At 40.4% G+C, this 25,103-nt stretch carries 26 protein-coding genes; 19 read left to right on the forward strand and 7 right to left on the reverse strand.

The annotated features are described in order from the left end of the window. Positions 1–227: 227 nt before the first annotated feature. Positions 228–1,337, reverse strand: coding sequence for an NAD(P)/FAD-dependent oxidoreductase (locus AC5KOD_RS06810; RefSeq protein ID WP_496913790.1), 1,110 nt, complete (start codon positions 1,335–1,337; stop codon positions 228–230). A gap of 286 nt (positions 1,338–1,623) precedes the next feature. On the opposite strand from AC5KOD_RS06810, the gene argC reads away from it, so the two are divergent. The 6 genes from argC to AC5KOD_RS06840 all read left to right on the forward strand — a co-directional run bounded on the left by argC (position 1,624) and on the right by AC5KOD_RS06840 (position 7,548). After that, positions 1,624–2,655, forward strand: coding sequence for an N-acetyl-gamma-glutamyl-phosphate reductase (argC, locus tag AC5KOD_RS06815; protein WP_496913791.1), 1,032 nt, complete (start codon positions 1,624–1,626; stop codon positions 2,653–2,655). A 30-nt stretch (positions 2,656–2,685) separates the two neighbouring features. Next, the gene (gene argJ / locus AC5KOD_RS06820) at positions 2,686–3,882 is read left to right on the forward strand and encodes a bifunctional glutamate N-acetyltransferase/amino-acid acetyltransferase ArgJ (RefSeq protein ID WP_496913792.1); all 1,197 of its coding nucleotides are present in this window, start codon (positions 2,686–2,688) and stop codon (positions 3,880–3,882) included. 23 nt (positions 3,883–3,905) lie between these two features. Next, a complete protein-coding gene (argB, locus tag AC5KOD_RS06825) occupies positions 3,906–4,664 on the forward strand; it encodes an acetylglutamate kinase (RefSeq protein WP_496913793.1) in 759 nt (252 codons plus the stop codon). Continuing rightward, positions 4,661–5,803, forward strand: a complete 1,143-nt coding sequence (argD, locus tag AC5KOD_RS06830) for an acetylornithine transaminase (protein ID WP_496913794.1) — start codon at positions 4,661–4,663, stop codon at positions 5,801–5,803. Before argB ends, argD begins: the two co-directional genes overlap by 4 nt. Before the next feature lie 28 nt (positions 5,804–5,831). After that, on the forward strand, positions 5,832–6,767 hold the full coding sequence (gene argF, locus AC5KOD_RS06835) for an ornithine carbamoyltransferase (protein ID WP_496913795.1): 936 nt from the start codon (positions 5,832–5,834) through the stop codon (positions 6,765–6,767). 91 nt (positions 6,768–6,858) lie between these two features. Then, positions 6,859–7,548: a restriction endonuclease gene (locus tag AC5KOD_RS06840; RefSeq protein ID WP_496913796.1), complete on the forward strand. Its 690-nt coding sequence runs from the start codon at positions 6,859–6,861 to the stop codon at positions 7,546–7,548. A gap of 53 nt (positions 7,549–7,601) precedes the next feature. Here the strand turns inward: AC5KOD_RS06840 and AC5KOD_RS06845 are convergent, their stop codons facing one another. From AC5KOD_RS06845 to AC5KOD_RS06865, 5 genes are all read right to left on the reverse strand, one after another. Continuing rightward, positions 7,602–8,627 carry an HAAS signaling domain-containing protein gene (locus tag AC5KOD_RS06845; protein ID WP_496913797.1) on the reverse strand — a complete coding sequence of 342 codons (1,026 nt, stop codon included), beginning with the start codon at positions 8,625–8,627 and terminating at the stop codon, positions 7,602–7,604. A gap of 2 nt (positions 8,628–8,629) precedes the next feature. Beyond that, positions 8,630–8,965 carry a PadR family transcriptional regulator gene (locus AC5KOD_RS06850; RefSeq protein WP_496913798.1) on the reverse strand — a complete coding sequence of 112 codons (336 nt, stop codon included), beginning with the start codon at positions 8,963–8,965 and terminating at the stop codon, positions 8,630–8,632. A 126-nt stretch (positions 8,966–9,091) separates the two neighbouring features. Then, a complete protein-coding gene (locus AC5KOD_RS06855; RefSeq protein ID WP_496913799.1) occupies positions 9,092–11,005 on the reverse strand; it encodes a PTS fructose transporter subunit IIABC in 1,914 nt (637 codons plus the stop codon). Positions 11,006–11,019: 14 nt separating this feature from the next. Continuing rightward, positions 11,020–11,937 carry a 1-phosphofructokinase gene (gene pfkB / locus AC5KOD_RS06860; protein ID WP_496913800.1) on the reverse strand — a complete coding sequence of 306 codons (918 nt, stop codon included), beginning with the start codon at positions 11,935–11,937 and terminating at the stop codon, positions 11,020–11,022. After that, entirely contained in the window at positions 11,934–12,686 is a 753-nt protein-coding gene (locus AC5KOD_RS06865; protein WP_496913801.1) for a DeoR/GlpR family DNA-binding transcription regulator, read from the reverse strand. The genes pfkB and AC5KOD_RS06865 overlap by 4 nt, the downstream gene beginning before the upstream one ends. A 276-nt stretch (positions 12,687–12,962) precedes the next feature. On the opposite strand from AC5KOD_RS06865, the gene fabT reads away from it, so the two are divergent. The 12 genes from fabT (at position 12,963) to AC5KOD_RS06925 (ending at position 23,006) form a co-directional block, all read left to right on the forward strand. After that, a complete protein-coding gene (gene fabT / locus AC5KOD_RS06870; protein WP_496913802.1) occupies positions 12,963–13,403 on the forward strand; it encodes a fatty acid biosynthesis transcriptional regulator FabT in 441 nt (146 codons plus the stop codon). A gap of 27 nt (positions 13,404–13,430) precedes the next feature. After that, on the forward strand, positions 13,431–14,411 hold the full coding sequence (locus AC5KOD_RS06875) for a beta-ketoacyl-ACP synthase III (RefSeq protein WP_496913803.1): 981 nt from the start codon (positions 13,431–13,433) through the stop codon (positions 14,409–14,411). Between the two features lie 58 nt (positions 14,412–14,469). After that, complete coding sequence (locus tag AC5KOD_RS06880) at positions 14,470–14,703, forward strand: acyl carrier protein (protein ID WP_209528639.1); 234 nt, start codon at positions 14,470–14,472, stop codon at positions 14,701–14,703. A 213-nt stretch (positions 14,704–14,916) separates the two neighbouring features. Beyond that, on the forward strand, positions 14,917–15,894 hold the full coding sequence (fabK, locus tag AC5KOD_RS06885) for an enoyl-[acyl-carrier-protein] reductase FabK (protein ID WP_496913804.1): 978 nt from the start codon (positions 14,917–14,919) through the stop codon (positions 15,892–15,894). After that, complete coding sequence (gene fabD, locus AC5KOD_RS06890; RefSeq protein WP_496913805.1) at positions 15,891–16,826, forward strand: ACP S-malonyltransferase; 936 nt, start codon at positions 15,891–15,893, stop codon at positions 16,824–16,826. The genes fabK and fabD overlap by 4 nt, the downstream gene beginning before the upstream one ends. Positions 16,827–16,893: 67 nt before the next feature. Continuing rightward, on the forward strand, positions 16,894–17,631 hold the full coding sequence (gene fabG, locus AC5KOD_RS06895; protein WP_496913822.1) for a 3-oxoacyl-[acyl-carrier-protein] reductase: 738 nt from the start codon (positions 16,894–16,896) through the stop codon (positions 17,629–17,631). A 39-nt stretch (positions 17,632–17,670) separates the two neighbouring features. Then, positions 17,671–18,909, forward strand: coding sequence for a beta-ketoacyl-ACP synthase II (gene fabF, locus AC5KOD_RS06900; protein WP_496913806.1), 1,239 nt, complete (start codon positions 17,671–17,673; stop codon positions 18,907–18,909). A 3-nt stretch (positions 18,910–18,912) separates the two neighbouring features. Continuing rightward, complete coding sequence (gene accB / locus AC5KOD_RS06905; RefSeq protein ID WP_496913807.1) at positions 18,913–19,380, forward strand: acetyl-CoA carboxylase biotin carboxyl carrier protein; 468 nt, start codon at positions 18,913–18,915, stop codon at positions 19,378–19,380. A 71-nt stretch (positions 19,381–19,451) separates the two neighbouring features. Beyond that, on the forward strand, positions 19,452–19,880 hold the full coding sequence (gene fabZ, locus AC5KOD_RS06910) for a 3-hydroxyacyl-ACP dehydratase FabZ (RefSeq protein WP_496913808.1): 429 nt from the start codon (positions 19,452–19,454) through the stop codon (positions 19,878–19,880). Between the two features lie 3 nt (positions 19,881–19,883). Next, complete coding sequence (locus tag AC5KOD_RS06915) at positions 19,884–21,254, forward strand: acetyl-CoA carboxylase biotin carboxylase subunit (RefSeq protein WP_496913809.1); 1,371 nt, start codon at positions 19,884–19,886, stop codon at positions 21,252–21,254. A 68-nt stretch (positions 21,255–21,322) separates the two neighbouring features. Then, positions 21,323–22,207 (forward strand): acetyl-CoA carboxylase, carboxyltransferase subunit beta, encoded by an 885-nt coding sequence (accD, locus tag AC5KOD_RS06920; RefSeq protein WP_496913810.1) that lies wholly within the window; start codon positions 21,323–21,325, stop codon positions 22,205–22,207. Further along, on the forward strand, positions 22,200–23,006 hold the full coding sequence (locus tag AC5KOD_RS06925) for an acetyl-CoA carboxylase carboxyl transferase subunit alpha (protein ID WP_496913811.1): 807 nt from the start codon (positions 22,200–22,202) through the stop codon (positions 23,004–23,006). The genes accD and AC5KOD_RS06925 overlap by 8 nt, the downstream gene beginning before the upstream one ends. Positions 23,007–23,110: 104 nt before the next feature. Here AC5KOD_RS06925 and AC5KOD_RS06930 read toward each other — a convergent pair whose 3' ends face one another. Next, complete coding sequence (locus tag AC5KOD_RS06930) at positions 23,111–24,142, reverse strand: NAD(P)H-dependent amine dehydrogenase family protein (protein ID WP_496913812.1); 1,032 nt, start codon at positions 24,140–24,142, stop codon at positions 23,111–23,113. Between the two features lie 83 nt (positions 24,143–24,225). On the opposite strand from AC5KOD_RS06930, the gene AC5KOD_RS06935 reads away from it, so the two are divergent. Continuing rightward, the gene (locus AC5KOD_RS06935) at positions 24,226–25,059 is read left to right on the forward strand and encodes a MerR family transcriptional regulator (protein ID WP_496913813.1); all 834 of its coding nucleotides are present in this window, start codon (positions 24,226–24,228) and stop codon (positions 25,057–25,059) included. Positions 25,060–25,103 lie beyond the last annotated feature (44 nt).

Below are 25,103 nucleotides of genomic sequence, written 5' to 3' on the forward strand. Positions count from 1 at the left end.
GATCGACCTACAAAGCCACTCCTGTCACTTTTATTATGACAGGAAATCGTCTGTAGGTCGATCACTTTTGTTTTCATTCTGTTTGGTGAGGGCGATAGCCCTCATGAGTGTTTGTCCCAAGCTCTTTGTTTTCACGTATGTTATGCGACAAACGCGCTTCAAAAGTCTGCTCACTATGTTTCACTTCGTTGTGTTCGGAGCAAAGCGATTTTATGTCCCAGCTTATTTTAGTTTTTCCGTATGTAATTTTTAGGCGAATAATCAGCTGCCATGAGAGATGTTTTTTCATTATGTAACCAAGAGGCGAGGGTACGTCCAATAAGAGGTCCGGTAGTTAGACCAGATGAGCCAAGTCCACTAGCCACAAAAAGTCCGGGTAAGTCAGTTATTTCACCAAAAAACGGTAAAAAATCTGATGTGTAAGCCCTAGTTCCCACTCTAATTTCGGTTGTTACAGCTTTCGTCAACTCAGGAGCAAGCCCTTTGATACTGTCGACCATTTCTGTAATGACATGTTGATTGACTGTTAGGTCGTAAAATTGCTCATTTTCATGAGTTGCGCCTATCAGAACACGACCATCATTAAATGGAATGATGTCACTTTCCCCTTGTGGCATGACAACAGGCCAATCGGTAGTGTCTTGATTAAGCTGTACTTCTACTAGTTGGCCTTTTTGCCCGCGAACATCGACCGTAAAGCCAAGCGGGTGAATTAGGTTGGGGAGCCAGGCGCCAGTAGCTAGAACAACTTTATCATATTCATCCGTGAAATCAGCCACTTTGACGAGCCAACTTGCTTGTAGTGGGCGAAGGTCGGTTACGAGTGTTTCATGGTAGGTTCCACCTAACTGTTGAAAGGCTGACACAAGTTGTTGAATGAGTTGGCGGCCATCGACGCGAGCGCCACCTGTCACGAATAGACCTTTCATTTCAGGCGTTAGGAGTGGAAATTTTTGTTGAATTTCTTCAGGCGTTAAAATACTAATATCTCCAATTTCTGGTGCTTCTTCCCGACGTTTGAGGGCAATCTCATATAACTTTCTTAAAAGGCTCTCATTATTTTTAAAGAGAAGGGTGCCAACTTGTTGGTAAATAGCCGACTCTTCAGGGACGCCTAAGTCTTTGATGAGCGTAGGATAAAATTTAGCCCCTTGGCGAGCAAGCTGATACCATTCTTGATTGCGACGTTGAGATAGCCAAGGAGAGATAATCCCAGCTGCAGCACTTGTCGCTTGTCCAACTTTATGATCAAAAAGGGTCACATTATCCCCAGCTTGGGCTAGGTAAAAGCTGGTGGTTGCGCCAACGATTCCCCCACCAATTACAGCAATTTTCATCTGAGAGCTCCTTCCTGTTTCTCGTAATATCGGCAAGTGTGTTCATGAGACGCCAATCTTATCTTTTTTATTATACCCTAATTTCTTTTTTTTTACGAAAATTATAGATGGCTGACTTCTTTTTAAGTGGAGTGACATGTGAGTTCACTCGTTCATTCGCAATAGCGGATGAATCTATAATTATACACAAAATCGAGTTTTAAGTTTTAAATATTCATATTTTTAGCTTGACATGCATAAAGATTAACTTTATAATTCATTTTAATACATCTCAGGAGGTGCTGGAATGAACGTGTCAATTATTGGCGTAACAGGCTACAGTGGGGTAGAGCTGATTCGATTATTGAGGCAACACCCAGAGGTTGTCATTCGATCACTACATAGTCAATCAATGAATAATTATAAGATATCTGATATTTACCCTCATTTGAAAAACTGTTGTGAGTTGGTAATTCGTCCAATTGATCCAGAGCAGATCATGAAGGAGGCCGATTTAGTTTTTTTAGCAACCCCTTCTGGTGTGTCTGCAAGATTGGCTCAGCCTTTTATCGACGCTGGATTTCCTGTAATTGATTTGTCAGGTGACTTCAGACTTAAAACGCCAGGAATTTATGAAAAATGGTATGGCAAAGAGTCGGCCTCAATGGCAAGTATTTGTCAGGCTGATTATGGTTTAGCAGAAGATCGCCAACAACCTCAGTCAGTATTTATTGCCAATCCTGGCTGTTATGCGACCGGAGCCTTATTAGCCTTAGCGCCTATCGTAAAAGGAGGAATGATCGAGGAGGAGTCGATTATTATTGATGGCAAATCAGGTCTTTCAGGTGCGGGGAAAGAGCCAACAGGGAGTAGTCATTCTGTCTCTGTTATGGGAAATATGACGGCTTATAAAATAAATCAGCATCAACACACACCAGAAATTTTGCAACAGCTTCAAAAATGGAATCAGGCTATTTCTAGTATTCAATTTACAACATCACTTATTCCAGTTACTCGTGGAATCTTGCTAACAGTTTATGCTAAGGCAAAAAAAGAAATAGTAGAAACAGAATTAGTGTCATTATTTGAAAATTATTATCAAGATAAACCGTTTGTGAGAATACAAGAAGAAGGTCGATTTCCTGATATAAAGCAAGTTCAAGGCTCAAATTATTGTGATATTGGGGTAGCGTATAATTCGGTGACGAAACAACTGACGGTTATCGCCACTCTGGATAATTTAGTGAAGGGAGCGGCGGGACAGGCGGTTCAAAATTTAAATATTATGTTTGGCTTTCCTGAGGAATATGGCTTGCAGCATAGTCCCGTTTTTCCATAGAAAGCTTTGGGTAGAAAAGGAGAATGAAGAATGAAAATTATTGAGGGAACAATTGCCAGTCCTAAGGGCTTTTATGCTGATGGTTTACATTGTGGCGTTCGTAAGGAAAAAAAAGACTTAGGCTGGATAGTCTCTGAAGTGCCTGCACAATCAGCGGCTGTATATACTCTAAATCAAGTTAAGGCGGCCCCCATTTTAGTTACAAAGGAAGCTTTTTTAGTCAATTCTGAGATACAGGCAGTGGTGGTTAATTCTGGAATTGCTAATGCGTGTACAGGAAAGCAAGGTCTATTAGCCGCTCAAGAAATGCAGGTTCTTGTAGCAGAAAAGCTCAAACTTGCGACCAATCAGGTGGCTGTAGCATCAACAGGGGTTATTGGTAAACAGTTGCCGATGACTGAAATCAAAGCGGGGATTAGTCAATTAGGTTTAGATAACCAGTCACCTGCTGCTTTTCATGAAGCTATTTTAACGACGGACACAGGAACAAAAGAAGTGGTGGTTTCTGCCGAGATTGGTGGGCAACTCGTGACGATGGCTGGTGTGGCGAAGGGCTCAGGAATGATTCACCCTAACATGGCAACGATGCTCTCCTTTATAACAACGGATGCAAAAATTAATGCCACGTTATTGTCCAAATTGCTAAAAGAAACAGTGGATAATACCTATAATCAGATTACAGTTGATGGTGACACTTCGACCAATGATATGGTGCTTATCATGGCGAATGGCTGCGCTGATAATGAAGAAATTTTGACAGGAACGGAGTCTTATACTCTTTTTAAAGAGCTTTTTCATTTCGTAGCAGAGACACTAGCAAAGCTGGTGGCAAAAGATGGTGAAGGTGCAACGAAATTAATTGAAGTGCATGTGAAGCATGGTCAGTCGAAAGAATCAGCTCGTTTAATTGCTAAAAAAATTGTAGGCTCTTCTTTAGTAAAATCGGCTATGTTTGGTGAAGACCCAAATTGGGGAAGAATCATTTGTGCCGCTGGGTACGCTGGACCTGAATTGGACTCAGCAACCGTAGATATTTTTTTAGGAACTGAGCAGGTTTTGAAAAATGGTGAGCCACAGTTATTTGATCAGCAAAAAGTTAAGGATGTATTGGCACAAGACACAATCTTAATAGTGGTTGATATCAACCAAGGCCAAGCAAACGGGATTGCTTGGGGATGTGATTTGACTTATAAATATGTTGAAATCAACGCTTGTTATCACACATAGTAAGAGAAAGTAGGAGAAGGTAAATGACAGAAACTATCGTAGTTAAATTAGGTGGCGTTGCATCCGATAACTTGCAAGCGGCATTCTTTGATCAAATAAGAGCGTGGCAACTGGTAGGTAAACGAGTGGTAATTGTTCATGGGGGAGGCCACTATATCACGTCAATGCTTGAACGTTTAAATGTTCGAAGTACCTTTCATAAGGGAATGCGAGTGACGACAAAAGAGACACTTGATATTGTTAAAATGGTTTTGATAGGCCAAGTTCAACCAACTATTACAAGCGTTTTTCAACAGGCGGGCTTTGCTGCTGTCGGATTGAATGCTATGGATGATCGGTTGTTGACAGCTAGTTTACTACAGGAAGCCGATACTTTAGGATATGTTGGCGAAATTGTTTCTGTTAATACGGCTTTTTTAACTCAGCTTTTAAGTCATGAGCAGATTCCGGTGATCGCCCCTTTGGGAATTACTACTGATAGCCAATGGTTGAATGTTAATGCCGATCAAACTGCTTGTGCGGTTGCTGAATCACTACAGGCTGATCAGCTATACCTGTTGACAGATGTTCCAGGAATTAGATCGGAGGAGGGGCTACTTAGGGCGGTCAAATTAGCGGAAGTAGCAGAGTTGAAGGCGACGGGAATAATAAAAGGTGGCATGTTACCTAAGCTAAATAGCGCCGTTTCGGCAATTCTAGCAGGAGTGAAACAAGTTCATATTACCAATCAAATCAGTCAGTCAGGAACGGTTATTCATCAGTCGGAGGTGTTGGTGTCATGAGTTATTTACTACCTAATTATCAGCGATCTGATCGAGAATTTGTCAGTGGGAGAGGGGGCTACTTATTAGATCAGGCAGGACAAGAATACTTGGATTTTTCTAGTGGGATTGGGGTTGCTAATCTGGGGTACGATCACCCTAAAGTTAAAGAAGCAGTTGCGAAGCAATTAGAAAAGTTATGGCATATGCCAAACTTGTATCAGAATAGCTTGCAAGAGCAAGTTGCTAAGCAATTGATTGGTACGGCTAATTATCAAGCATTCTTTTGTAACAGTGGAACAGAAGCAAATGAGGCTGCCTTAAAATTAATTCGCAAGGCGTCGGGAAAAGAAAAAATTATTACCTTTATTGATTCCTTTCATGGGAGAACCTTCGGAAGTATGTCGGCGACCGGTCAAACTAAAATCCATGGAGAGTTTGGTGCAATTGTGCCTGGATTTATTTATCTGCCTTACAATGACATCGAAGCTTTTAAAAAGGCCATAGACACGCAGGTTGGCGGGGTTATGCTTGAATTAATTCAAGGAGAGGGAGGCGTTTTGCCTGCTAGTCAGGAATGGATTGATGAGGTCCAGTTTTTATGTCAGGAGCAAGGACTTTTATTAGTTGTTGATGAAGTTCAAACTGGGATGGGGCGAACAGGGAGTCTGTATTTATTTGAACAGTATGGCATAACACCAGATATTGTCACCCTAGCAAAAGGGCTAGGAAATGGTTTGCCAGTTGGCGCAATGCTTGCTTCGAAAGAGTTAGCGAAGTCATTTGGCCCGGGAACTCATGGTTCGACTTTTGGTGGTAATCTGATTGCTATGGTAGCTGCCTCAGCCGTGTTAGCCGAGATGCAGTCGCCAGATTTTTTAGAAGCTGTTCGGCGCAAGGGCCATGTCTTAATGGCTTTATTAGAGGAGGAGTTGCTTCCATTAGAGACGGTAGTTGATGTCCGTGGGATTGGATTTATGATTGGAATTGAAGTAAGGGTAGAACCTAGTGAGGTTGTCGCGGCGATGGCGGAAGCTGGTGTTGTAGCCCTAACGGCAGGGGAAAATGTCATTCGGCTATTACCGCCGTTGACGTTGACCGTTCCACAATTAAAAATCGGAGTATCGGTTTTGAAAAAATGTTTGATTAAAAAAATGTGATAATTATTGAAGAAAAGATGGTGGAATGATGGCGAATCAATTAGTAGGAAAAAGCATCCTAACCTTAGAAGAATTAACGAAGGGGGATATTATTGAATTGGTAACACTAGGAATTGACATGAAAAAACAACCTGATATCTATCGTCACTGCTTATCGGGTAAATTATTGGCGATGATTTTTGAAAAAGCGTCCACTCGTACTCGTTTATCATTTGAAGCGGGAATACTTCAATTGGGTGGCAACGCCATCGTGATGAATGCATCTGATACTCAGATTGGACGTGGTGAACCAATTAGGGATACAGCTAAGGTGATGTCGGGATATGTAGACGGCATCATGATTAGGACATTTGCAGACAGTAAAGTTGAAGAATTGGCTGCTAATGCAAGTATCCCTGTTATTAATGGCTTGACTGATGACCATCATCCGTGTCAGGTTTTAGCTGATTTAATGACGATTTACGAGCATCACGGAACCTTTGATGGCGTAAAATTAGCTTATGTGGGTGACGGTAACAACATGGCCCATTCCCTAATGATTGGTGGTGCTATTGTCGGGATGGATGTGTCGGTAGCATGTCCAAGGGAGTATCAACCAAAAGAGGCATATGTGGAAATTGCGCAAAAACTTGCACTAGAAAGTGGCGCGAAGATTGAAAGTATTGTTAACCCTAATGAGGCAGTCAAGAACGCGGACTTTGTTTATACAGATGTCTGGGCTAGTATGGGCTGGGAAGAAGAAAATAATAAACGGTTAACGGCTTTTGGTGATAAGTATCAAGTGAACGAGTCACTTGTTGCTCAAGCCAAGCCTGATTACAAATTTTTACATTGCTTGCCAGCGCATAGAGGTGAAGAGGTGACTGCAGCTATTATTGATGGTGAGCATTCTGTGATCTACCAAGAGGCCGAAAATCGTTTGCATGCACAAAAGGCTCTATTGCTTAAAGTCATGGGAAACTAAATAAACAGGAAGGTTTCTAGACTTCTAGCCTGTTCTAAGCTACAATTTAAACCAGTACAGCAGATAAAAAGTGATGACTGGGGGAGTAGAAGTGCTTGAAATTTTACGCAATAGTTTGAATTTGTTACGGCTAATGATGGCAGTATTATTTGTAATAACAGGCGTAGTCATGCCATTTATTGAACAAGGAGAATCCTTAGGGGTGATCGTCTTAGCGACAGTAGTGTGTTTGCTAATCGCATATGCTTTTTTACCTAAACGACAAAAGAAGCAGCTAAAAGGGTTAATTATCAAAGAAGAGGCATTTGAGCAGCCGGAACCGGAAAAAAACTCATTTGTAGCAGATGATGAGTTTATCAGTGAGACACCGATTTCGGCGTCTGAAACCTTTCAGGAAACGGTCATCGTTTCGGAATCACAAGTAGGGGCCGAGATGGCGCAGTGGGATCAATTAAAGGGTCTTGAGTTTGATAATCAATTAGCTAAAACTTTGCCAAATTTGGGATATGATCACGTTCGTTTGAGACTTAATAATAGCAATCATGGAACTGATATTTTAGGAGTGAAAGCTGGGAGTGACTACGTTTTTCATTGTCAAAAAAGTACTGGTTTAGTAGATGTTACGGTGATTCATGACATGATTTCTGGAAGTCGAGATTATGAGACGGTGACACTCGTTGTAGTGACTAACGCTTATTTCACAGAGGAGGCAAAAGCCTTCGCCGAGGAGACAGAAGTTGTTTTGTGGGACCGAGACGCGTTATCTTTACTGGTACATTAATATTAAAAAGGTTGACCCGTCACGAAAGTGTCTGGGTCAGCCTTTTTTAGTATTTACGGATTCGGACGTTTGCTCTTTTGAAACTGGTAAAAAGCGTTACCGCATTCGGCTAGTGTTGCAACCATAATAATTATGCAGATAATTATTAGAAAAGGATTGATTTTGTCTTGTAACAGGTTGTGAAAAAAAGTATTGTTGCCCCACGATTGTGTTTGGAGAAAGAGGCTCAATTTTTCGCTGAGTAGATTCGGTTGTAAAAGCAAATAAATCCACAAAACAGCTGAAACAAGGCTTGTGAAAATGGTACATGAAGCTACTCGTTTAGTCCAACGACGATCCTTGATTTTTATTGAGTTGGAGATCAAGGTTAAGCCGGCCGTGATAATAACGATTGCTAGGAGTTTCCAACTAAGGGCTGGATTAATTAATGAGAAAGGGCTTATCACGTTATTTGAGCGAATGAAAGCCAAGGAAATATGTCCAAATACTTCTAAGATAATAAGTAAGGAAAAGAAGAGTGTGACGATAATTTCAACAATACTATCTGATAGTGAGATGACTTTTTCAGTTGTGATTTCAGGGAGATCAGCAAGTCGCCATTCCTTTTGATTGTTTGAGTTGGAATAGGTTCCAGTTTTTTCAGCAATAACAAAACCAATAGTCGTCCAAAAAAGTGCTTGGATGACAGCATTGATTCCCATGGGGATACCTTTTTGAAAAATTCCTTGGCTAATATTAACTAATGGGTTTCCCAATTGTTGAGAGCCGTCAATCCCACCAAGTATTGCCCCAATAACGGTCATAATTCCCCCAACTATCGGGACTAAGTATTTTATTACTCGAATATAATCATCATAAATCTGTGGAGAAATTAAGAAATGAGGCTCTTGTCGGTATTCTTCCGCTAAGACCGCTGGAGATCCCATCTCAGTTAATACAACTTCAATTTCTTCATCAGTGGGATTTTTAGAAAGCATATCATAGATGTTACCTGTAAGCTCCTGTTTGACCTCTGAGCGATCTTTTTCAGGTAAACGGCTAATAACCGCCTGTACATAACGATTTATCCAATCATTCATAGTCATTCCTCCTTAAAAATAATGTCAATAGTTCGTTGCATTTCTTGCCACTCTTTACGTAATTCTTTTGTTATTTGTTTGCCAGTTTCATTAATAAGATAGTACTTACGTGGACGACTTTCACTTGTATCCCAGTCGCTTGTTAATAAGCCTTGTTTCTCAAGACGCCGTAAAAGGGGATATAGCGTATTAGCTTCAATAGGCAAACTTTTTTCTTGCAATTCTTGGAGTAGAGCATAGCCGTAGAAAGGCTTGGTTAGGCAACCTAGAACAGCTAGAACTAAACTACCTCGTCTCATTTCTGTGATATAGCTTTGATTTAATTCTTTTTCTGTCATGGAATCACCTCTGGTTTTATTATACTGTACGTCACACAATATAGTCAATTAAAAATATTGTTTATTTAAATTGTTTTATCTAACTAAAAACCCCAACAATCTATCAGACTGTTGGGGGAGATGATTTTATTGAGTAACGGGTTTACGCATAGCACCTAAAATAAAGGCACTGACGAAGGAACCTAGAAGGATGAAAGTAATGTAAAGAAGTGGTTTATTGACAAGTAAGATAACAAATATTCCGCCATGGGGAGCCATTACTTTAATAGCAAGACTGCTAACTAGACCCCCTGTTAAGGCTGAGCCGACGATGAAGCCAGGCAGAGTTCTAAAAGGATCAGCTGCGGCAAAAGGAATAGCGCCTTCTGTAATGAATGAAGCTCCCATAACTAAGTTAGTTAACCCTGCTTCTTGGTCTTTTTTAGAGAATTTATTTTTAAATAATAGGGTAGCAATAAAAATAGCTAAAGGAGGTACCATCCCGCCGGCCATAACGGCTGCCATAACTGTCGAACCACCTGTCGCTACAGTTGCAGCTAAGGTTCCTGTTCCAAAAACATACGCAGCTTTGTTAATCGGACCACCTAAATCAACTGCCATCATGCCGCCAAGCAAGGCGCCAAGTAGAGCGGCATTGACTCCTGATAAGTTGTTTAAAAAGTTGTTTAGTCCAGTATTAATGGCTTGCATCGGAATATTGACAATTAGCATTAATATACCGGTAATTAACACTCCGAGGAAGGGATAAAAGAGAATCGTGCGAATTCCAGCTAATGATTTTGGTAAATTAGCTAATAACTTTTTCAAGAAAATCATAACATATCCTGCTAAGAAACCGCCAAGTAGAGCGCCGAAGAAGCCAGCACCGCCAGAGGCAGCAAGGGCTCCTGCTACAAACCCTGCAACTAAGCCAGGGCGATCAGCGATACTTGAGGCAATATATCCGGCTAGAATTGGTAACATAAAACCAAATGCTGCTCCACCAATTGAGTTTAAGTAGGCTGGGATTTGGTTGTAGCTTCCTAACTTGCTTAAACTATCTTGAGGAACACCCATTGCTTGGTCGATCATAAAGGCTAGAGCAATGACAATTCCGCCACCAATCACAAAAGGCAACATGTTACTGACACCGTTCATCAAGTGTTTATAAATTTGTGAGCCAATAGAACCATTGTTAGATTCCTCTTCGGTCTGATCCGCCTTATCGGTGTGGAATGTCGGGGCTTGATCAGTCAAAACAAGAGTAATAAGTTCTTCTGTCTTTTTGATGCCATCACTAACAGGTCTGTTTACAAGAGGTTTACCATTAAAGCGAGCCATTTCAACATTTTTGTCTGCTGCGACGATTACGCCTTTAGCTTCGGCAATTTCATTAGCTGTAAGTCGATGCTTAACGCCATCTGAGCCGTTAGTTTCAACGCGGATTCTGACGCCCATCTCTGCTGCTTTAGCCTTCAAAGCATCTTCCGCCATATACGTATGAGCAATTCCTGTAGGACAAGCTGTTACTGCGACAATCAAAGGTTGCTCAGCTGAAGCTGGGGCTGCTGCTTGTTTTTCTTCCGCAACCTCTGCAGCCTCACGTTCTTGTTCAGCTGCTGTAACTAATTGTTGAACCTCATCTGCTGTGTTTGCTTCTTTCAATTTGGCTACAAATTCTGAGTTGATTAGTAAGCGCGACAGCGCTGCTAGCGCTTGTAAATGAGTGTCATTTGCGCCTTCTGGTGCGGCTATCATAAAGAAGAGATACGTTGGCTGACCGTCTAATGACTCGTAATCTAGCCCTGCTTTACTTTTGGCGAAAAGTACTGTTGCTTCCTTGACCGCACTGTTTTTAGCATGAGGCATTGCGATACCATCACCTAACCCAGTAGTTGTCTGTGCTTCACGAGCAAGAATACCCGCTTGAAACACGTCTTTATCGGAAATACGTCCTTCCGTAAATAATTTATCAACCATTTCTGTAATTGCCGAAGTTTTATCAGTCGCTTTTAAATCTAAGATCATGACTTTTTTGATTAGTAAGTCGTTAATATTCATGATTATCCTTCTTTCTATGTGAGTTTGGTGATGGTAATTTGGTTTAGTAGGGCATTAATATCAGTTGCTGTGGCTAGATCGGTGGAAAAGGCAGTCGCACTGCCACAAGCCACACCATAACGAAAGGCTTGTTCTAAATCAGGGGTCTTCGACGTGAGCTGACTAACAAAACCAGCAATCATTGAATCGCCAGCTCCGACAGAGTTAATCAAGGTTCCTTTTAGAGGAGCGGCTTGATAGATAGACTCACCTGTAAATAATAAAGCGCCGTCTCCACCCAACGATACGATGGCGTGTTGGGCACCTTTTTCCAAAAGTAACTGACCATATGGAAAAATATCTTCTATAGAAGTAAAGCGAACTTTAAATAGCTCAGCTAATTCATGATGATTTGGCTTAACAAGGAGCGGAGCTGATTTCAAAGTCTCGATTAGACTGGAACCAGTTGTGTCAATAACAAAACGGGCGCCTTTAGCCGTAATAAGTTCAATCAGTTGGTTATAAAAATCAGTTGGTAAAGAGGGAGGAATACTTCCTGATAAAATCACGATATCGTGAGAATTAACTGTTGCTAAGCGTTCTTTTAAATGAGTGATTTCGGATTCTGTTAAGGAAGGGCCTTGTCCATTAACTTCAGTTTCTTCCTGCGCCTTTAATTTAATGTTAATGCGGGTATCGTCAGCAACATTAGTAAAGTCTGTTAAAATCCCTTCGTGCTCTAAACAAGTACGGATAAAATCACCTGTAAAGCCTCCTAAGAAACCAAGAGCAATCGTTCGCTGTCCAAGTCGTTGTAAAATTCGTGAAACATTGATCCCTTTACCGCCCGGGAATTTGTAATCGTTGGTAATCCGATTGAGATGACCAAGTTCAAGTGAGTCTAGTTGAACGATATAATCAATCGAAGGGTTGAGTGTGACAGTATAAATCATTTGATGACCTCCTTAATAGTAGTAAGTGATTCAAATTGTTCTTTGAGCGCTGCTGGTAATTGATTTGTTACAAGTGTTGCATCAGCGAGTGAGGCAACTTTTGAAAAAGAGACTTTGTTAAACTTTGATTGATCTGCAAGAATATAGACTTGTTCTGCTTGACCGAGTGCGACAGCCTTCATTGTTGCTTCCTCTGAATCTGGGGTAGTTAAGCCGTGTTTAGGGTGAATTCCATTGATTCCCATAAATGCTTTGTCAAAGCGAAATAGTTCTAATTGTTGTAGGCTGAAGGCGCTAACAACTGCTTTAGTGGTTAATTTTATATTGCCTCCAATAATCATTGTGGGAATTTTTAAATCTGTTAGAGCGGTCGCGTGATAAACTGAATTAGTAATCACGTTGATCGCTTTGTGTTCTAAGTAAGGAATCATTTCATAAGTAGAAGTGCCAGCATCTAAATAAATGAAATCACCATTGCGAATGAATGAAGTGGCATATTCAGCAATGAGTTGTTTTTCATGAACGTTTTTTGATGATTTTTCTAGCATATCAGGCTCATAATCTAATTTGACAATTCGCTTGGCTCCACCATGGATTCGTTTAAGTAATCCTTCCGCTTCCATTTCCTGTAAATCACGCCTGATTGTCGATTCAGATGAATCTGACAGCTTCATAATTTCTTGTGATTTTACGATTTCTTGGCTGGTTAATAAGTCCATAATTAGTTTTTTACGTTCTTCTGTAAGCATTCTCATCCACTCCTCACACTGATAATACCATCAATCAGATTACAAAACAACTAAAAACATCCAAAAACATTAAAAAACGTTCAAAGGAAGATTAAATAATCATTGTTTTTTATGAAATAGATTAAATAAAATAACAATATTATATAGTAGGGAAAAGTTAGTCTAAGAAAGTTCATACTTTTTTCATAAAAAAAAGTTGCAATTTCTCAAAATAAATAATATACTTTGAACATCAAATGATTTGATAATCAAACTAATTCAATTGAGGAGATATCCATGGATTCCAATTTAGAAAAAGTTAATGCTTATCTTGTAACAGTCTTTAATGATATTTTGACGATTGAAGAGTCCGAACTTAGAAAAAGTCAATTCGATGATATTTCGATTAAAGAAATGCACACGATAGAAGCAATTGGCTTACACAAAGAACGAACTTCTAGTGCAGTGGCGAAATCGTTGTCAGTAACGGTCGGGACATTGACGGTAGCGATTAACAATCTCGAGAAAAAAGGGTATGTTGAGCGTGTTCGCAGTGACACAGATAGACGGGTTGTTCGCTTGAAACTGACTAATCGTGGTCGATTATTTTACCGGATTCATCAACTTTTCCATAAAAAGATGGTGGAGGCAGCTCTAGGTGATATGAATGAAGATGAGAAGAAAGCATTGATTAAAGGTTTGAAAAATTTACATGGATTTTTAAAACAACAGTACTAATTGTTGAATAAAGAAGCGAGGGTCTAAATGAAACATAACGCTCGGATTACGCAGACAGCAAAGTATCTACCGACAAAAATCGTCACGAATGATGAGTTAGCGGAGTTTATGGATACTAGCGATGAGTGGATTTATTCACGAACAGGCATTAAACAACGTTATGTTGCAACAACTGAGAATACATCAGATTTATGCGGCAATGTGGCGAGTGAGTTATTAGAAAAGAGCAATTATTCTGCGACAGATATTGATTTTATTATTGTGGCAACGATGACACCTGACTATTCAACGCCTTCAACAGCATGCTTAGTTCAAGCGAAAATTGGTGCAGTTAACGCACTTTGTTTTGACGTTAGTGCAGCTTGCTCTGGTTTTGTTTATGCTCTTGCTACAGCTGAAAAATTTATTAGTAGCGGAACTTATCAAAAAGGATTGGTTATTGGTGGCGAGGTCATGTCGAAAATGCTTGATTGGAGTGACCGACGGACTGCTGTTCTCTTTGGTGATGGTGCTGCTGGTGTGTTACTGGAAGCGAGTGATGAGCCTCAGTATTTAGGGGAATACTTACAAGCTGATGGTGATCGAGGAATGTCTTTGGTTGGTGGTGAAATGGCTAATGATAGTCAATTCTTTACTAAAGAGGATGAGATTCAACGATTTCTAACAATGGATGGCCGAAAAATTTTTGATTTTTCCTTGCGCAATGTGTCCAAAAATATTACTGACACACTCGTTCGTCATGAGCTGGAGTTGACAGATATTGATTTTGTTTTGCCTCATCAAGCGAATATAAAAATTATTGATGCAATTGCGAAGCGGACAAAAATCCCTCGTGAGAAGTTTTTAAGTAATATCCAGTATTATGGTAATACCTCGGCAGCTTCCGTTGCTCTGTTATTACATGATTCAATTGAGAACGGTACGATCGAATTAGGTAGTCGAAAAAAAGTAGTATTAACCGGTTTTGGCGGTGGCTTAACATGGGGAAGTATCCTGTTATCGCTGTAAGATGAACCGTTGATAATAAAAATAAAAAAATATAGTAACTTATTGGAGGAATATAACAATGGCAGCATTTGAGAAAATTCAAGAAATTATCGTAGATCAATTAGGTAAAGAAGAAGAAGAGGTACAGTTAACAACTAACTTCCGTGAAGAATTAGAAGCAGACAGCTTGGACTTATTCCAAATCATTAATGATATCGAAGATGAGTTTGATGTCAAAATTGAAACGGATGAAGGTCTTAACACAGTTAAGGACTTAGTTGATTTTGTTGAAAAGCAGTTAGCTGAAAAATAAAACGAATCAACGATCATGTAATTAAGGCATGAAATAGAAAGAATCTTAATAGAATTCTTTCGCTGGTTTAATGAAGATAACATTAAAAAAGTAGCTCAAAAAGCCTGTGCTTTGACGGCTACTTTTTTCTAGATATGAGATAAAATTTTGTTTTACATTCTGTGTTTAGCTTTAACGAAGAACCTTTAAAGCTTTTCCAATTAGGAGAGACTAATGAACCAATCGAAAATATGTGAGATGCTAGGCATCGATTATCCAATTTTTCAAGGAGCTATGGCGTGGGTTGCAGAGGCTAATTTAGCAAGTGCTGTATCAAACGCTGGTGGATTAGGCATTATTGCTTCGGGACATGCACCTAAAGAAGTGGTGAAGGAGCAAATAGAACGTGCCAAAAGTAAAACTGATCGTCCCTTTGGTGTTAATATTATGTTGATGTCTCCGCATGTGGATGACATTGTTGACTTGGTTTGCGAAGAAGGCGTTAAAGTGATTACGACTGGTGCGGGATCACCAGGAAAATACATGAAAAAATTTAAAGAAGCAGGAATTATTGTGATACCAGTTGTCGCTTCTGTTGCATTGGCTCGCCGAATGGAAAAAGAAGGCGCTGATGCGATTGTGGTTGAAGGCATGGAGGGTGGCGGTCATATTGGAAAACTGACTACAATGGCTCTTGTGCCCCAAGTCGTTGATGCTGTGTCTATACCGGTGATTGCTGCTGGTGGAATTGGTGACGGACGTGGTATGGCAGCTGCCTTAATGTTAGGTGTCGAAGCAGTTCAGCTCGGTACACGCTTTTTAGTTTCCAAAGAGTCAACGATTCATGAGAATTATAAAGGAGCAGTTTTGAAGGCTAAAGACATTGATACGACAATTACTGGTTTAACAACAGGTCACCCAGTTCGTGGTTTGCGCAATAAGCTAACTCGAGAATATGAGAAAGTCGAGCGGTATGAAGCGGGACAAGAAACGCCAAATTGGGAACGATTGGAAGAAATGGGACGTGGTGCTCTGAAGCGAGCAGTTGTTGATGGTGATGTCAAAAATAGTTCCATGATGTCCGGTCAAATTGCCGGTTTGGTCCAGAAAAAGGATCAGAGCTGCCAAGACATTATTCTTGAAATTATTAATGAGTGTCAAGATGTGATTAATAAAAACCAACAACGTTGGACTGGGGAGAGCAACCAATGAAAGTAGCGTTTGTCTATAGTGGCCAAGGGTCTCAGTATGTGGGGATGGGGCAAGAATTGTATGAGACGTATCCTGCCTATCGCCAAGTATTTCAAGAGGCTAGTGATGTACTTGGATTTGATATGGCAGCACTGTGTTTTAATGAAGAAACGGAATTGAATGAAACCGAGTATACACAACCAGCTATCTTGACCATGAGCATGGCTATTTCGGCAGTGCTGAAGGAAGAGGTTGGGGTGACTCCGGCAATGGTTGCTGGGCTTAGCTTAGGTGAGTATAGTGCGTTAGTTGAGAGTGGTGCTTTAAGTTTTAAAGAGGCAGTTGCTTTAGTAAAACAACGTGGAAAATTTATGACAGAAGCAGTTCCTCAGGGTGTTGGAGCAATGTCAGCGGTAATGGGACTTAGCCGACAAGAGGTTGAAGAAGCCTGTCAAAAAGCTAGCAGTAAAGGGATAGTAATTGCAGCTAATTATAATATGCCAACTCAAATTGCGATTGCAGGTGAAGTCGCGGCGGTTGAGTATGCGGAAGAAATCCTGACGGAAATGGGTGCGAGACGTGTGATTCGATTAAATGTTAGTGGGCCATTCCATACGACTTTATTAGAGCCGGCATCAATCAAACTTGCCGAAGCACTTGGACAAATAACGGTCAATGAGATGAAGATCCCTGTCGTTACAAATGTGACAGGTCATCTTATCCCATCTAAAGAAGAGATCGTCCCGACATTAGTTAAGCAAGTAATGTCACCGGTCTATTGGCAAGATTGCGTCGAAACGTTGATTGCTGATGGCGTTGACACGTTTATTGAAGTAGGTCCGGGAAAAGCGTTGACGGGTTTCATTAAAAAAATAGATAAATCGGTTACTGTTCAGAATGTTGAGAATCTAAAAACCCTTGAAAAGGTTAAACAGATTTTAAAAGAAGGCTAACACTGGGCTTGGTTGTTTTAGGAGCACCAATAATTTGAATCTAATTGATTAAAAAATAGGAGGTTATATTTTGCTTAAGGATAAAACAGTAGTTGTCACCGGTAGTTCTCGTGGGATTGGGCGTGAAGTTGCTTTACGTTTTGCTCAGGCTGGAGCTAATATCGTACTGAATGGCCGTAAGGAAGCTGACCAGGAGTTAATTGCGGAAATTCAAGCTTTGGGTGTTAAGGTCCATTTTGTAGCAGCAGATGTGCAGCATTATGAGGATGCTAAAAAACTTATTACTGAGGCCAAAGAGACATTTGGCAGTGTCGATGTATTAGTTAACAATGCTGGAATTACAAATGATAAATTGTTGATGCGAATGAGCCAAGAGGATTTTAATGAGGTACTTAATGTTAATCTAACTGGAACATTTAATACCATTCAAACAGTTTCTAGTATTATGCTGAAACAAAAAAGCGGCACGATTATCAATTTATCAAGTGTAGTTGGATTGACCGGTAATGCAGGGCAAGCGAATTATGCGGCGAGTAAAGCTGGCGTGATAGGTTTAACAAAATCTGTGGCACGAGAACTCGCGTCTCGTGGTATTACGTGTAATGCGATCGCACCAGGTTATATTGATACAGAGATGACAGATGTTCTTAGTGACAAAGTTAAAGAGGCTGCTAAGGGACAAATTCCATTGAAACGATTTGGATCAGTTGCTGACGTAGCTGAGGCTGCGATTTTCTTAGCAACGAATCGTTATATTACTGGTCAAGTACTGAATGTTGACGGCGGTATGGTCATGAATGGTTAAACTTTTTATAAAAAGATAATCTGAACGGAGGAAAATAGAATGAAACGAGTCGTTATTACTGGCTTAGGCGCTGTGACGCCTGTTGGAAATACAGCAGAAGACTTTTGGCAAAATATTAAGGCTGGAAATAGTGGAATTGCTCCCATTACACGCTTTGATGCAAGTGAAACGGGGATTACTGTTGCGGCGGAAGTAAAAGACTTTGATCCAACTCTTTACATGGATAAAAAAGCAACAAAACGGATGGATTTATATTCTGTGTATGGTGTTGCGGCAGCAGTTCAAGCGATGGAAGATAGTCAATTGAATATCGAAGCCATCAATCAAAATCGTTTTGGTGTTATTGTCAGCTCGGGGATTGGTGGGATGAATACCATTCAAGATCAAGTCATTAAAATGCATGACAAAGGGCCAAAACGTGTGGCACCTTTCTTTGTTCCAATGGCAATTGGTAACATGGCGGCTGGCAACATTTCGATTAAAGTAGGGGCCAAAGGCATTTGTACGTCAATCGTTACGGCCTGTGCTTCAGGAACGAATGCGATTGGAGAAGCTTTCCGAAACATCAAGCATGGCTACTCAGATGTTATTCTTGCAGGAGGAGCTGAGGCAACTGTTTGTGAAATCGGTATTGCTGGTTTCGCCGCGCTAACAGCTTTATCACCAGCGACAGATCCTAAAAAGGCCTCTATTCCATTCGATAAAGATCGTAGCGGTTTTGTTATGGGAGAAGGTGGCGGTGTTCTAATGCTTGAAGAATTGGAACATGCGTTAGCCCGTGGAGCTAAAATTTATGGTGAAGTTGTAGGGTATGGCTCTAATAGTGATTCTTATCATATTACAAGTCCGAATCCAGATGGCTCAGGTGCTGGTATTTGTATGCAGTTGGCTATGGAAGAGGCGGGAATCACGCCGGCGGATGTTGATTACATCAACGCTCATGGAACAAGTACACCGCCAAATGATGGCGCAGAAACTACTGCCATTAAATACGCTTTAGGCGAAGAGGCATACAATGTGCCAATTTCAAGTTCAAAGAGTATGACTGGCCATTTATTGGGTGCAGCAGGCGCTATTGAAGCTATGGTTTGTCTAGGGGCACTGAGAGATGATTTTGTTCCGCCAACAGTAGGCTTAGAAGCACCAGATGAAGGATGTGATCTGGATTATGTGCCACAAGTTGGACGTGAGCATAAAGTAACCTATGCTTTAAGTAATTCACTTGGTTTTGGTGGACATAATGCAGTTTGTGCTTTCAAAAAATGGGAGGGGCAATAGTCGATGGAGTTTGCTGATTTAAAAGAATTACTCGCTCAATTTGATGATAGCTCAATTCGTGAGTTTGACTTGGCGACAGGAGATTTTAAGCTGTATTTAAGCAAAAATGAACACAGTACAAAAAATCTTCAACCAGCTCCTATTTCTGCGCCAATGCCTGTTGCTATTGAAGCGGTGGCAGAAGGTACGTTGATACCTTCTGACGCCAGCGAAGCGACGCCAGTTGCCGTTGAAGTAGGTCGGACCGTTAATTCACCTTTAGTGGGTGTGGCTTATTTAAGTGGTGGCCCTGGAGAGCCTGCTTTTAAACAAGTTGGCGATACGGTAGCAATCGGTGATACATTGTGTATTGTTGAAGCGATGAAGATTATGAACGAAATTAACAGTGATGTTGCAGGAAGAATAACAGAAGTACTCATTCAAAATGAAGATGTTGTTGAATATGGACAAGCATTATTTAGAATTGTCTAACACGTATATTTTAGTTAACTATTACATGAGTTAGCGAGTCAAAAAAGTGTTACTACTAGGAGGAATTATTAATGCAGTTGAATGTACAAGAAATTATGGAAATTATCCCGAATCGTTACCCTATTATGATGGTTGACAAGGTGATTGAATTAGAGCCTGGTAAGCGAGTGGTGGCTATTAAAAATGTGACGTATAATGAGCACTTTTTCCCAGGACATTTTCCAGGCGAGCCAGTTATGCCGGGGGTTCTAATTTTAGAGGCTCTTGCGCAAACCGGATCTATTCCATTATTGAAGAGCCCTGAATTTGAAGGTAAAACAGGTTATTTAGGTGGAATTGACAAAGTGAAATTCCGTCAAAAAGTAGTGCCTGGCGATGTATTGCGAATGGAAATGGATATTATCAAACAAAAAGGTAATATTGGTGTAGGTAAGGCTGCTGCGTATGTGGAAGATAAAAAAGTCTGTGAGGCTTTGATGACATTTATCATCGGAGCGTAGCCTATGTTTACTAAAGTATTAATCGCTAATCGTGGTGAAATTGCGGTACGAATTATTCGTGCCTGTCGTGAATTGGGAATTCTTACTGTGGCAGTTTATTCGGAAGCGGATCGCAATGCGTTGCATGCTGAGCTTGCCGATGAAGCTATTTGTATTGGACCAGCTAAAGCGACTGATTCTTATTTAAATATGCAACAAATTTTGAGTGCTGCTATTGTTACTGGGGCAGAAGCAATTCACCCTGGTTTTGGGTTTTTAGCGGAAAATAGTACCTTTGCTACGATGTGTCAGGAGTGTCAGATTAAGTTTATTGGACCTGCCGCTCAAACGATTGATGAGATGGGCAATAAGGTTAATGCCCGAGCATTGATGATTGAGGCAGGCGTTCCTGTTATTCCTGGTAGTGATGGCGAGGTTAGTACGGTTGATGAAGCAGTTGTTATCGCAGAGAAAATAGGATTTCCAGTTATGTTGAAGGCGTCGGCTGGAGGCGGCGGTAAGGGGATTCGCAAGATTATGGAGGCGAAAGACTTACCAAGTCAGTTTAAAGCAGCTCAACAAGAAGCATTAGCAGCTTTTGGCGATGGGCAAATGTATATTGAAAAGATTGTTTATCCCGCTCGTCATATTGAGGTGCAAATTCTTGGTGATAGTTTTGGTCATGTGATACATTTAGGAGAACGTGACTGTTCATTGCAACGAAATAATCAAAAAGTGATGGAAGAGTCCCCATCTGTGGCACTGTCTGACGACAAACGTCGTGCAATTGGAGAAGCAGGTATTAAGGCGGCGAAGGCTGTTAATTATGAAAATGCTGGAACGATTGAATTTTTAATGGACTTGAGCGGTGACTTTTACTTCATGGAAATGAATACCCGAATTCAAGTTGAGCATCCTGTAACTGAAATGGTCACAGGTATCGACATTGTTAAGGCGCAATTAAAAATTGCTGCGGGACAACCACTTGAAATAGAACAAACGGATGTTAACATGACGGGACATGCCATTGAATGCCGTATTAATGCAGAAAATCCCGCGTTTAATTTTGCGCCTTCACCAGGGAAAATTACCAATTTATTATTACCAGGTGGCGGTATGGGATTGCGTGTGGATAGTGCGATGTACAACGGCTATACAATTCCTCCATACTATGATTCAATGATTGCTAAAATCATTGTTCATGGCGAAAATCGGATGGAAGCATTAGTTAAAATGCAACGTGCGTTGACGGAGCTAGTGACAGATGGTGTGGTCACAAATCAAGATTTTCAATTTGATTTGATTTCGCATCCAAATGTGGTAAATGGTGAGTATGATACTAGTTTCTTACAAGAAACTTTTCTACCGGAGTGGCTTCCTACAGTTCAAAAGTAATTGAGGCATGAAAAGATGAAGGTATCTGAGTTTGATCGCTCAGATAGCTTTTCAATAAGGAGGTTCGTATGGGCTTATTTAAAAAGAAAAAGTATATTCGCATCAATCCTAATCGCGAAACGGTTAAAGAGGCGGACATTAAAAAGCCCGTTGTTCCCGATGACATGTGGCAGAAATGCCCAAGCTGTAAAAAATCCATTTATGCTAAAAATTTAGGTGTAAATAAAGTGTGTACTAACTGTGGCTATGGGTTTCGAATTGGCTCGAAGGAGCGAATTGAGGCGATAGTTGATGCCAACACATTTGTTGAATGGGACACGGATGTTGAAACAGCTGATCCAATTAATTTTCCGAATTATCTGGAAAAAGTTCAGACGATGCAGCAGAAAACAGCGTTACATGAAGCGGTTAAAACGGGACTAGCTAAAATTGCTAACCATGAGGTGGTTATTGGGATTATGGATAGCCAATTTATCATGGGAAGTATGGGGACTGTTGTGGGAGAAAAAGTGACAAGAGCGTTTGAGCGAGCAACAGAACGTCAGCTGCCGGTCATTATGTTTACAGCTTCTGGTGGAGCTAGGATGCAGGAAGGCATTATGTCCTTGATGCAGATGGCAAAAATTTCTGCTGCGGTTAAGCGACATAGTAATGCAGGGTTGTTGTATATTGCCGTTTTGACTGATCCGACAACTGGTGGTGTGACTGCTAGTTTTGCGATGGAAGGTGACATTATTTTGGCTGAGCCTCAAGTACAGATAGGGTTCGCAGGTCGTCGAGTTATCGAACAAACGATTAAGCAGAAGTTACCTGATGACTTTCAAAAGGCGGAGTTTTTATTAGCCCATGGTTTTATCGATAAAATTGTGCCTCGTGATGAGTTAGCGTCAACACTGTCGTTTCTGCTAGAGGTACATCAGCAATCTGGTAAAGGTGGTGTAGCGAATGTCTGAAGTAAATGGGAATCAGCGGCGAACAGCTAACGAAATTTTAGCTCTTGCGCGAAATCCGAAGCGTTATACCCCTTTAGAATATATGGAAACAGTGTTTGACCATTTTCTTGAATTCCATGGTGATCGCTATTTTGGAGATGACCAAGCAGTTGTTGGTGGGATAGCATATCTTGCTGGTATGCCAGTGACGGTTATTGGTATTCAAAAAGGTCGTGATTTACAAGAAAATATCAAACGAAATTTTGGTTCACCTAACCCAGAGGGCTACCGTAAGGCCTTGAGATTGATGAAGCAAGCCGAGAAGTTTAATCGCCCAGTGATAACGTTTGTTAATACGCCAGGAGCATTTTGCGGACCAGAGGCAGAAGAACGTGGTGAGGGTGAGGCAATTGCTCGTAATTTGATGGAAATGAGCGATCTCAAGGTTCCGATTATTTCGGTGTTTACTGGTGAAGGTGGTAGTGGTGGTGCGATTGCACTAGGGGTTGCTGACGAGGTTTGGATGTTAGAACACAGCATTTATTCTATTTTATCACCAGAAGGCTTTGCCTCGATTTTATGGAAAGATAGTAGTCGAGTGGCTGAAGCGGCAGAAATTATGAAAATAACAGCCTATGATTTGCATGAATTAGCTATTTGCGAACGAATTATTCCAGAGGTAAAGAATGGGGAGTTACTTGATCAAACAGTGATTAATCGTCAGCTTGAGAAATCATTGGCTGAGAAAATTAGAGAACTTCAGGCCTTACCTTTAGATGCCTTGCTGGAAAAAAGGTACCAACGATTTAGAAAGTATTAATCGTTTAGCTCTTCTTATCAACTAATGATGAGGAGTGCTATTTTTTGAAAAAACTCGGAGCTCTTCAGAAATAGGACAGATGAACTCCGAGTTTTATTTTTTATCTAGTTTAAATATGTGTGCATTGGGTAAGTTAGATATTCTAGATCAGCGATTTTTTCCGCGGTAATAAAGCCAGCAGGTGCTTGAATAATAGAAGGAATCCGGTTAACAATTGTCGCACACGTATGAGCAACAGTATCGGGTTTTTCAAGTGAAAAACGCATATTTGGTTCGCCAGTAATTTCCCATTCACACATGTCTCCGTCGGATTCTCGGTAAACTTTTCCAATACATTCTACTTCGAGTTCGATACCTTGTTGAGTTTCAATTGTTGTGACAGCCGACATTCCAATGGCATCGCCAGCAGGGATAGTGCGGCCGAGAGTCTCTGAATAAACGTCTTCTTCAAGAATGAAAGGAACACTCTTTTGAGAAATTGATTTAATCGTCCAATTCATTTTAGAGCAAATCCCTTCAGCCGCATTCCACATATAAGAAGGGAAACTTTCAGCTTGGGCAATCTCTTTATCAAATTTAGTTAAATCATATCCAGCTCCATGGGCTTCTGCTAAAGCTAGTCCATAATCTTCCACATTATAACTAACTGCTCCTTTGATTTTTGTAAGTTTGTTAGTTCCCGCTAACATCAAGCAAGGCATGTTAATCCAGTAGATGTCTTGCATACCAGTTCCCATAATAGTGACGTTGTGATCTTTTGCTAAACGGTCGAGACGATTTGTTTCTGATGGAGAGGTATTCCATGGATAGATTGCTTCTTCACAAGTTGTTAGAACATTGACCCCATTTTTTAAACATGTTTCAAAGAATTCGTAGGTTTCAGGCATATAACTGAAAATGGTAACTAAAGCAACATCCGCATCAGTTGAATTGAAGACCTCCTCAGCATTTGCAGAGATTGTTACACCAGTCTTGTAGCCTAACTCGGCAAAATCACCGATATCTTGGCCGACTATCGCTGGATTACTATCAATCGCTCCAACAATTTCTGCACCGTGTTCAATCAAATTCTTGATGATAACCTGTGACATTTTTCCGCATCCGTATTGAATGACTTTAATTTTTTGTTGCATCATACTAGCTTCCTCCTAATTGGTTTTTATTTCACAATCATAGTATAATCTCTATAGTAACTATAGAGTCAAGGAGGGTTTTGAAAATGTTTTCTAAAATGAAAATTGGTGAGTTTGCTGAGTTAAATAGTATCTCCGTACAAACCTTACGCTATTATGAAAAAGTTGGGTTAATCGCTCCAATCTATGTTGACCCTGAGACCAACTATCGATATTATCATTTAAATCAATCTGCTAGTGTTGATATTATTCAATTTTTAAAACGATTTGAGTTTTCTTTGGAAGAAATTAAAGAGATGTTGACGGAATCGGAGGATTTATCTTATCTAACTGAATTAATAAAAGGAAAGCAAGAAGGGCTGATGTCTGAAAAAAGTGAGCTTGAGAAGCGAATTAATCTAATTGAGACGTTTCAGAATGCGATGTCAGAGTATCAAGAGAATCAGAATAAGACTATTATGGAGATTAAGAAATTTCCAAAGCGTTATGTATTGGGGTATTCAATTGATAAAAACATTCATCAGATGTCGACTCTTGAATATGAGTATTATTTAAGAGAGTTCAAGCAATTTCTAGTACAAAATGGTTATGAAACGGCTGATTTCAATCGGGTAGGCTCAATCATCAGACGAGATCGTTTTGTAAAAAAAGTCTTTATTTCACAAGAGATGTTTGTCTTTGTCTCAAAAAAGGCAAACTCAAAACAGCCAATTATTGAATTGCCAGCTGGAGAGTATGCGGTATATTATTGTCAATCCTTTAGTGAGGAGTTAGAGAGTCTGGGTGTTTTTAACCAGATGATTGAAGAGAAGGGGTTATCAGTGATGGGGGATTATATTTGTGAAGTTATGTATGAGATTCCCAAGTTAAATACCGATCAGCGAAAAATGTTTATTCGAATGCAAATTCCTGTTAGATAAAGTTCAATTGTTATCTTTCTTACGAAAAGTTAGTTATAATGAGA

Source organism: Vagococcus sp. WN80Y, from assembly GCF_059621045.1.